The following is a 10,903-nucleotide window of genomic DNA, read 5'->3' on the forward strand; positions in this document are numbered from 1 at the left end:
CAAATGCGCAATATGGAATGGGCGGCGGGCTCAGCCGAATTCGCCGGCGAGGCCCGACTGGAGTTCGTCGATCTGGTCCTGTCCGAGGGACACCAGGCTGAAGTCGGACGGGGTGTGCCCGCCGCCGCCGTCGGCGGTGTGCGCGGCGAGCCCGGCGAGCATGGCCGCCCAGCGGTCCGCCAGGTCGTCCAGGTCGGCGCGGGTGAACAGACCCGCCGAGCCGGCCAGGGCGAGCGTCAGCCGGGGGCCTGCGGGCAGGTCGTGGACGAGCCCGCCGGCCTCCAGCGCGTGGGTCGCGGTCATGCCCGCTGCCGTCCCGCCGCCGAACGCGGTCGCCCCGGCGGGCTCCCACGGCCGGGACGCGCCGGACGGCTCGGCGGCGAACCGTCCGAAGTAGTTGAAGGCGATCTCCGGGACGGGCAGCCGGGCCATCGCGGCGGCGGTGTCGGGGTTGAGGCGGCGGAGCAGGCCGTAGCCGAGCCCGTCGGCCGGGACGGCCCGCAGCTGCTCCTTCACCCGCTTGACCAGGGCGCCCGCCGCCCCGCCTCCGGCACGGACGGCCGCGTGGTCCAGCGCGCCCGGATCGAGCCGGACGGGATGGACGTCGGTGAACCAGCCGACGGTGCGGGCGAGGTCCATGCCGGGGGCGAGCGGCTCGCGGCCGTGGCCTTCGAGGTCGACCAGCACGCCGCCGGGCAGGTCGCGCCCGTCGCGGTGGCGGCGGCGCTCGCTCAGCGCGGCGACGAGCCCGGCGAGCAGCACGTCCTCCACGCCCGCGTGGAAGGCCGCCGGGACGCGGGTGAGCAGCGCCGCCGTGACCTCCTCCGGCACCTCCCGCGTCGTCTGGACCGCCGCGCTGCCCGCAGTCGCGGTGTCCGGTGGAGCGGTGTCGAAGGGGGACGCGGCGCCGTCCAGCATCCGCTGCCACAGCGGCAGTTCGGCGAGGCGGGACGGGTCGGTCGCCTGCGCGGCCAGCGCCCGCGACCAGCGCAGGAACGACGTCGGGACGGCTTCGGGGGCCGTTCCGGCGTAGGCGGCGGCGAGGTCGGGCAGCAGGATCCGCCAGGACACCCCGTCCACGGCCAGGTGGTGGACGGCGAGCAGGACCCGGCCGGTCCGGTCCGGGCCGGCGTCGAACCAGACCGCCTGGAGCATGATCCCGGCACGCGGGTCGAGCCGGCCCATCGCCGCGCGGACGGGCGCGCCGCCGCGCAGTTCGGCGATGCCCACGCGGCTCACGAGCCCGGATGCGGCGACGGTTCCGGCGGGCGGCACGACGAGCCGGCCGGCCAGCTCGTCCAGGCGAGCGCGCAGCATGCCGTGCCGGTCGAGCAGGGCTTGGACCGCGGTGACGAACCGGTCGAAGTCCAGGTCGGCGGGGGCGGTCACCAACATCGTCTGGCAGTAGGGCCCGGTCAGCGAGGCCGATCCGGCGCGGTCGGCGGTGTCGCGCATCACGGGCGTGAGCGGGAGGTCGCCGACACCGTCGTCCGCGACGGGCACGCTCGCCTCCGGGCGGACGGTCCCGGCGACCAGGGCCAGCCCGGAGGGTGTCTTAGCCTCGAACACCTGCCGCGGGGTGATCTCCAGTCCGGCGCGGCGGGCCCGCGACACCAGCAGCATCGACATGATCGAGTCGCCGCCGAGGGTGAAGAACGAGTCGTCCGCGCCGACCTCGGCGAGGCCGAGCAGCTCGGCGAACAGCGCGCACAGGACGGCCTCGGCGGGGGTGGCGGGCGGCCGTCCGCCGGACGACGCGGCGGACGGGTCGGGGGCGGGCAGCGCGGCCCGATCCAGCTTGCCGTTCGGAAGTGCCGGCAGCTCGCCGAGCACGACCACCGCGGCCGGGACCATCGCGTCGGGGAGCCGTGCGGCGGCGTGCGCGCGCAGCTCGGCCGGGTCGGCGTCCGGGCCGGTCACATAGGCGACCAGCCGCCGGATTCCGGGCCGGTCCTCGCGGACGACGACGGCGGCGCGCGCGACCGACGGGTGCTCGGCCAGCACGGCCTCGATCTCGCCGGGCTCGATCCGGATACCGCGCAGCTTCACCTGCTCGTCGGCGCGTCCGGCGAAGACCAGCTCGCCGTCGCGGGTCCAGCGCGCCAGGTCGCCGGTCCGGTACATCCGGGCGCCCGCCTCGTACGGGCAGGCGACGAAGCGTTCGGCGGTGAGCGCGGCCCGGCCGGAGTACCCGCGGGCGAGCTGCACGCCGGACACGTACAGCTCGCCGACCGCGCCGGGAGGGAGCGGCCGCAGGAACTCGTCCAGAACGTACACGCGGGTGTTCCAGACCGGCCGTCCGATCGGGACCGGGCCCGGGCCGCCGCCCGGCGGGCAGGGCCGGGCGGTGACGCCGATCGCGGTCTCGGTCGGGCCGTAGAGGTTGTGCAGCGGCGCGTCCAGCAGGCCGTGGAACTCCTCGACCAGCTCGGCGGGCAGCGCCTCCGCGCCGGAGAAGACCCGGCGCAGCCCGCGCGCCCGCCCGGCGGCGCCGTCCTCCCGCAGGAACGCCGCCAGCAGCGACGGGACGAACTCGGCGGCCGTCACGCCGCACCGCTCGACCAGCTCGGCGAGGTAGCGGGGGTCGCGCTGGCCGCCGGGCCGGGCGACCGCGACGGCGGCGCCGCTGATCAGCGGCATGAACATCTCCCAGACCGACACGTCGAACCCGACCGAGGCCTTGTGCAGCGCCCTGTCCTGCGGGGTGATGCCGTACTCGCCGCTCATCCAGGCGAGCTGGTTCACCACGGCGCGGTGGCTGAGGATCGTCCCTTTGGGACGGCCTGTCGATCCGGACGTGTACATCACGTACGCGGGGTGATCGGGGTGCAGCGGCAGCGTGCGCTCGGCGTCGGTGACGCGGGCTTCCGCCGGGTGCTCGGCGAGCGCCGCGGCCGTCGCGGGATCGTCCAGGACGAGCCGGTCCCCCGAAACGAGATGCTCGGTGTTGCGTGCGCACACGATCGCGTCGGGCGCGGCGTCCGCCAGCAGGTCCCGGACGCGCTCGGCGGGGTGTTCGGGGTCGATCGGCAGGTAGGCCGCGCCGGACTTCATGACGCCCAGCAGGACGCCCGGCAGCTGGACCGAGCGCTCGACCATCACGGCCACGACCGATTCCGGGCCCGCGCCGCGCGCGATCAGCTCACGCGCCAGCCGGTTGGCCTGCGCGTCCAGTTCGGCGTAGGTGAGGCGGGCGTCCTCGTCCAGGACCGCCAGCGCGCCGGGGGCCGCCGCGACCTGCTGGTCGAACAGTTCGACCAGGGTTTGCGCGGGGACGGGTGTGACGGTGTCGTTCCAGTCGTTCAGGATGATGGCGCGCTGTTCGGGCGACAGGATCTCCAGCTCGCGCAGGCGGGTGCCGGGCTCGGCCGCCACCTGGGCGAGGACGCGGGCCAGCCGCCCGGCCAGCTCCGCCGCGGTCTCCTCATCGAACAGGTCGGTCGCGTACTCGATCCCGCCGCCCAGACCCGCCGGGACGCCGCCGGCCAGCCGCTCCTCCAGGGTGATCGACAGGTCGAACTTCGCGGACGGCGCCTGCGCCAGGACGGGTTCGGTGCGCAGGCCGGGCAGCGTCCAGTCCTGCGTCGGCTCCGACTCCACGGCGAGCATGACCTGGAAGAGCGGATGGCGGGCGAGGGACCGGGCGGGGTTGAGGTCTTCGACGAGCCGCTCGAAAGGAAGGTCCTGGTGGGCGTAGGCGGCCAGGTCGGTGTCGCGGACGCGCGCCAGGACGTCCGCGAACGACGGGTCGCTGGACACATCGGTGCGCAGCACGAGCGTGTTGACGAAGTAGCCGGCCAGGTTCTCGGTCGCGGCGTCGCCGCGTCCGGCGATGGCGGTGCCGAGCGGGATGTCGGTGCCCGCGCCGAGCCGCGCCAGCAGCATCGCCACCGCCGCCTGGGCGACCATGAACAGCGTCACGCCGTGCTGCCGCGCCACGGCGACGAGCCCGGCGTGGGCGTCCGCGTCGAGCGTGATCGGGACGACCGCGCCGCGGAAGGACGCCTCGGCGGGACGCGGCCGGTCCGTGGGCAGGGCGAGTTCCTCGGGCGCGTCCTTGAGAGCGTCGCGCCAGTAGGCGAGCTGGGCCGCGATCAGGCTGTCCGGGTCGTCGGGGTCGCCCATCACCTCGCGCTGCCACAGCGCGTAGTCGGCGTACTGGACGGGGAGAGGCGTCCAGTCGGGTGGGTTGCCGGCGTGGCGGGCGGCGTAGGCGGAGCCGAGATCGCGGGCCAGGACGTTCAGCGACAGACCGTCCACGGCGATGTGGTGGACGACCATGACCAGCACCGCTTCGGTGCCGGAGATCCGCAGCAGCCCGACCCGCCAGGGCAGTTCGCGGGCGAGGTCGAAGCCCCGGGCGGTGTCGTCGTGCAGCATCGTGCTCACGTCGGCGGGCGCTGCGGCGCGGACGCGCAGGTCGGGCCGTCCGGAAGGACCGTGCAGAATCCGCTGGTAGGGGGTGCCGTCGGTGTCGGGGAAGACCGTCCGGAGGATCTCGTGCCGGTCGGACAGGTCACCGAGCGCGGCTTCGAGCGCGGGGACGTCGAGATCGCCGGTGAGGCGGACCACGAACGAGACGTTGTAGGCCGCGCGGGTGTCGTCGCCTTCGAGCTGGTTGAGGAACCACATGCGCTGCTGCGCGAACGACAGCGGAATCCGGTCGGGACGCTCGCGAGCGGTCAGCGGCGCGACGGAGGCGCCGCTCTCGCCCTCGATCAGTCGGGCGATCCCGGCGGCCGTGGGCGTGGCGAACAGCTCGCGAATGCCGACCTCGGCGTCCATGGACGCCCGGACGCGCGCGATCAACCGCATCGCCAGCAGCGAGTCGCCCCCGAGTTCGAAGAACGAGTCGTCCGCGCCGACCGTCTCCAGGCCGAGGATCTCGGCGAACAGGCCGCACAGCACCTCTTCCACCGGGGTCGCTGGAGGCCGTCCCTTCGCCGTCCCGGTGAGGTCGGGGGCGGGGAGGGCGGCGCGGTCGAGCTTTCCGTTGACGGTGATCGGCAGGACGTCCAGCTGAACGAACGCCGCTGGAATCATGTGCTCGGGCAGGCGCGCCGCCACATACTCCCGCAATGCGCCCTGGTCGGCATCGCCGACGATGTACGCGACCAGGCGTTGCGTCCCGGGCTGGTCCTCGCGGACGACGACCGCAACCTGACGGACGCCGGGATGCCCAGCGAGCACGGCTTCGATCTCGCCGAGTTCGACGCGGAACCCGCGCAACTGCACCTGCGCATCGGCGCGGCCGAGGTATTCGAGCGAGCCGTCTGGGCGTCGCCGTGCGAGGTCGCCCGACCGGTACATCCTGGTGCCGGAGCCGAACACGTCGGCCACGAAGCGGCTCGCCGACAGCCCGGCACGGTTCAGGTATCCGCGCGCAACGCCCGCGCCACAGACGTACACCTCGCCGACCACCCCTGGCGGGACCGGACGCAACCAGGCGTCCAACACCTGCACCCGCCACCCTGGGAGAGGCGAGCCCACGTGACTGCCCGCGCCCGGCACGCACAAGCTCTCATCGAGCCGACCCCACGTCACGTGGACGGTCGTCTCGGTGATCCCGAACATGTTGACCAGGGCAGTGTTCGGGTGGCGCGCGAACCACCCCGACAGGCGGCTCAGATCGAGAGCCTCGCCGCCGAACACGACCCAGCGCAGGCCCACGCCTGGAAGACCCTGGACGTCCATGAGCTGGTAGAACGCCGACGGTGTCTGGTTCAGGACCGTGACGCGCTCAGCGGTCAGCAGCTCCACCAGGCCATGCGGAGAACGCGATACCTCCCACGGCACCACGACCACACGGCCACCGAAACCGAGCGCTCCCCACAACTCCCACACCGAGAAGTCGAACGCGAACGAGTGGAACAACGCCCACGCTTCGTCCGCACCGAAGTCGAATCGTGTCGCTGCGGATTCCAGCAGGCGCACCACATTCGCATGCGGGACCACGACGCCTTTGGGCCGTCCTGTCGAACCCGAGGTGTAGATGACGTAGGCGGCCTGCTCCGGACGCACGCGGACGCCGATGGCGCTGTCGTCCTCGTCCAGGTGAGTGAGGAACTCGTCGTCCACGACGGCGACCGGGGACGCGTCGTCCAGCATGAACGCGATCCGTTCAGCCGGGTAAGACGGGTCGATCGGCAGGTAGGCCGCCCCGGCCTTCAGCACACCCAGCAGCGCAGCGACCAAGTCCGCCGATCGCTCCAAGCGCACCGCGACCAGATCCTCGGGCCCCACTCCCCCAACGCGCAGAGTGCGCGCGATCCGGTTCGACCGGGCATCGAGGTCGGCGTAAGTCCAGCGGGTCTCGCCTGAGACCACGGCGACGGCGTCCGGCGCGGCGTCGGCCTGCTCGGCGAACAGGTCCACCAGGGAGGCGTCGCGGAAGTCCGGGGTGGGGGCTTCCCGCAGGGCGAGAATGTCCCTGGCCTCCGGTTCGGTCAGGACGTCGAGCTGGCCGAGCCGGGCACGGGGGTCGGCGGCGACCTGGTCGAGCAGGCCGGTGAGGCGCTCGGCCAGCCGCTCGGCGGTGCTCCGGTCGAACAGGTCCCCGGCGAATTGCAGGTCGCCCGAGATGCCGGCGGGATGCCCGTGGTCGTCGCGGCGTTCCCGGAGCCCGAAGGTCAGATCGAACTTGGCCGGTACGGCGCCCTCGTCCGGTGGCAGCGGCCGGACGCGCAGCCCCGGCAGTTCCCAGGGTCGGTCGGCCTGCGGTGTGTTGTGCAGGGTCAGCATGACCTGGAAGAGCGGATGGCGGGCGAGGGACCGGGTCGGGTTGAGGTCTTCGACGAGCCGCTCGAAGGGAAGGTCCTGGTGGGCGTAGGCGGCCAGGTCGGTGTCGCGGACGCGCGCCAGCACGTCCGCGAACGACGGATCGCCGGACACATCGGTGCGCAGCACGAGGGTGTTGAGGAAGAACCCGGCCAGGTCTTCGGTGGCGGCGTCGCCGCGTCCGGCGGTGACGGTGCCGATGGGGATGTCGGTGCCCGCGCCCAGGCGGGCCAGCAGCATCGCGAGCGCGGCCTGGACGACCATGAACATCGTCACGCCGCGCCGCTGCGCCACCTCCGCGAGCCGCGCGTGGGTCGCCGCCGACACGTCCAAGGGAACCGAACCTCCCTGGAAGGACGCTTCGGCGGGACGCGGCCGGTCGGCGGGCAGGGTCAGTTCCTCGGGCGCTCCGGCGAGGGTGTCACGCCAGTAGGCGAGTTGCGTCGCGATCAGGCTGTCCGGATCGTCCGGGTCGCCCATCACCTCCCGCTGCCACAGCGCGTAGTCGGCGTACTGGACGGTGAGCGGCGTCCATGCCGGCGCGGTGCCGTCGCGGCGGGCGGCGTAGGCCGCGCGCAGGTCGTCGGCCAGCAGGCCGAGGGACCAGCCGTCGCCCGCGATGTGGTGAACGACGATGATCAGCACCGACTCGGTATCGGAGAGCCTCAGCAGCCGCGTCCGCCAGGGCAGTTCGCGGGCGAGGTCGTAGCCCCGGCCCACCTCTGCGGCGACGATCGCGTTCAGGTCGGTGTCGTCGGCCGCGTCCACGACCAGCTCGGGGCGGCCTTCGGCGCCCTGGAGGATGCGCTGGTAGGGGGTGCCGTCGGCCTCGGGGAAGATCGTCCGGAGGGTCTCGTGCCGGTCGGCGAGGTCGCCGAGCGCGGCTTCCAGGGCTGCAACGTCCAGGTCGCCGGACAGGCCGAGGACGAGCGGCATGTTGTAGGCGGCGCCCGCGCCCGCCTCCTCCAGGCGGCTGAGGAACCACATGCGCTGCTGGGCGAACGACAGCGGGATCCGGTCGGGACGCTCGCGGACGGTCAGCGGCACGGCCGAGGCGTCCCGCTCGTCCGCCACCAGCCGGGCGATCCCGGCGACGGTCGGCGTGGCGAACAGCTCGCGGATGCCGACCTCGGCGTCCAGGACGGCCCGGAGGCGCGCGATCAGCCGCATCGCCAGCAGCGAGTCCCCGCCGAGTTCGAAGAACGAGTCGTCCGCGCCGACCGACGCGACCCCGAGCACCTCGGCGAACAGTCCGCACAGGACCTCTTCGGCCGGTGTCCTCGGAGGCCGTCCCTTGGTGATGCCCGCGAGGTCGGGGGCGGGGAGGGCGGCGCGGTCGAGCTTGCCGTTGACGGTGATCGGCAGGACGTCCAGCGGAACGAACGCCGCTGGGACCATGTAGTCGGGCAGCCGTCCGGCCACATGCTCGCGCAGCACGTTCGGATCGGCGTCGCCGACCGTGTAGGCGACCAGGCGTTGCGTGCCAGGTTGGTCTTCGCGGACGACGACCGCGACCTGACGGATCCCGGGGTGCGCGGCAAGCACGGCCTCGATCTCGCCTAGCTCGACGCGGAACCCGCGCAACTGCACCTGCGCGTCCGCCCGGCCGAGGTAGTCGAGCGAACCGTCCGGACGCCATCGGGCCAGATCCCCGGACCGGTACATCCGGGCTCCGGTCCCGAACACGTCCGCGACAAAGCGGCTCGCCGACAGCCCTGCACGGTTCAGGTACCCGCGCGCGACGCCCGCGCCGGAGACGTACACCTCGCCGACAACACCGGGCGAAACCGGACGCAACCAGGCGTCCAGCACATGCACGCGCCAACCCGGAAGCGCCGAGCCCACAACACTGCCCGCGCCCGGCACGCACAACGTCTCGTCCAGCAATCCCCAGGTCACATGGACGGTCGTCTCGGTGATCCCGAACATGTTGACCAGGGCGGTGTCGGGATGGCGCGCGAACCAGCCTGCAAGGCGGGAGACGTCCAGCGCCTCACCGCCGAACACGACCCAGCGCAAGCCCACATCCGCGAGGCCCTCGACGTCCATGAGCTGGTAGAACGCCGACGGCGTCTGGTTCAAGACCGTGACGTGCTCGGCGGCCAGCAGCTCGACTAAGTCATGCGGAGAACGCGACACCTCCCACGGCACCACGACCACACGACCACCGAAGCCCAGCGCTCCCCACAACTCCCACACCGAGAAGTCGAACGCGAACGAATGGAACAACGCCCACACGTCGTCCGCACCGAAATCGAAACGCGAACCTGCGGACTCCAGCAAGCGCACGACGTTGCTGTGCGGGACGATCACGCCCTTGGGGCGGCCGGTCGATCCCGACGTGTAGATCACGTACGCCGCCTGCGACGAGCGCACCCGGAGGCCAACGCGGCTGTCATCAGTAGCAAGGTCAGCGAGGAAATCGTCGTCCACGACGGCGACCGGGGACGCGTCGTCCAGCATGAACGCGATCCGCTCCGCCGGGTAAGACGGGTCGATCGGCAGGTAGGCCGCGCCCGCCTTCAGCACACCCAGCAGCGCGGCGACCAGATCCGCCGACCGCTCCAGACGCACCGCGACCAGATCCTCGGGCCCCACTCCCCCAGCGCGCAGAGTGCGCGCGATCCGATTCGACCGGGCATCGAGGTCGGCATACGTCCAGCGGGTCTCCCCTGAAACAACGGCAAGCGCGTCGGGGGTGTGGGTGGCCTGGGATTCGAACAGCTCGACCAGGGACGCGCCCTCGGCCGACGGCTCGGGAAGGTCTTCCACCGTCCCCACGGGGCCGCGTTCGCCGGGGCGCAGGACGTCCAGGTCGCACAGCCGGATGGTCGGGTCGGCGGTGATCTGGTCCAGCATGCGGCCGAAGCGGTCCAGGAGTCCGGCGGCGGTGCCGGCGGTGAACGCGTCGGGCCGGTAGGTGAGCTGGAGGTCCAGCTCGTCGTGCGGGTTGACGACGAGGGTGAGCGGGTAGTGCGCGGCGTCCTCGCTCACGGCCCGGGTGATCGACAGGCCGCCGAAGCGCGGCGGGCCGTTCTGGGAGCGGGGGTAGCTCTCGTAGGCGAGCAGGCTGTCGAAGCCTGCTCCCGGCCCGGCGGCCCGCTGGATCTCGGCGAGGCCGAGGTGCTGGTGGTCGAGCAGCGCGGACTGCCGCCGCTGGACGTCGTCCAGCAGGTCCGCGAAGGGCTGCGCCGGTCCGAGCCGGACGCGGACGGGGACGGTGTTCACGAACAGGCCGAGCGTGTGCTCGATGCCGGGCAGCTCCATCGGCCGCCCGGCGACGGTCGCGCCGAACACCACGTCGTCGCGTCCGGACAGGCGGCCGACCAGCATCGCCCACAGCGCCTGGACGACCGTGTTGGGGGTCAGGCCGCGGGTGCGGGCCAGGTCGCGGAGGGCGGCGGTGCGGGCCTGGTCGACGGTGCCGCGGACCGTGCGCGGCAGGACGGGCGCGGCATCCCGCACCGCGGGCGCGACGAGGGTCGGTTCGTCGGTGCCGGTCAGGGCCTCGGTCCAGGCGCGGCCGGCGGCGGCGGTGTCCTGGCGGGCCAGCCAGCGCAGGTACTCGCGGTAGGACGTGACGGGCGGCAGCCCGGACGCGTCGCCGCCCGCGCGGTACAGCTCGGCCAGCTCGCGCAGCAGGACCGGCAGGGACCAGCCGTCCAGGATGATGTGGTGGGTGGTGAGCACCAGGTGGTGCCGGTCCCCGGGGAGCGTGATCAGCAGGAGGCGGAGCAGCGGCGGCGCGGTCAGGTCGAAGCGCCGGGCGCGTTCTTCGGCCGCCAGGTGCCGGGCCTGTGCGTCGGCTTCGGCGGCCGGCAGCCCGGACAGGTCCGTGACGCGCCAGGGCAGCGCCACCTCGCGGGGGATCATCTGGACCGGGGCGCCGGAGCCGCGCCGCCGGAAGCACGCGCGCAGGGCGGCGTGCCGGTGCAGCACCGCTTCCCAGGACGCGCGCAGCACCTCCTGGTCCAGCTCGCCCGCGAGTTCGAGAACCTGCGTCGCGACGTAGACGTCCTCGGCGCCTTCGGCGTGCCGGGCGTGGAAGAGCAGGCCTTCCTGGAGCGGCGACAGCGGCCACACCTCGACCCGCGCGGAGGCCGGTCCGCCTGCGGAGTTCACCATG

The 10,903-nt window shown here is 73.2% G+C and carries 1 protein-coding gene; it reads right to left on the reverse strand.

The features are described from left to right. Positions 1 to 30 precede the first annotated feature (30 nt). Entirely contained in the window at positions 31 to 10,902 is a 10,872-nt protein-coding gene (locus FHU30_RS44125) for a non-ribosomal peptide synthetase (RefSeq protein WP_253883707.1), read from the reverse strand. Between the last annotated feature and the right edge of the window lies 1 nt (position 10,903).

This window comes from Actinomadura rupiterrae (assembly GCF_024172125.1).
Taxonomy (GTDB): domain Bacteria; phylum Actinomycetota; class Actinomycetes; order Streptosporangiales; family Streptosporangiaceae; genus Spirillospora; species Spirillospora rupiterrae.

Coding starts and splice junctions, on each gene's coding strand:
- FHU30_RS44125 (WP_253883707.1), bottom strand. CDS start 10,902: ATGGTGAACTCCGCAGGCGGACCGGCCTCCGCGCGGGTCGAGGTGTGG.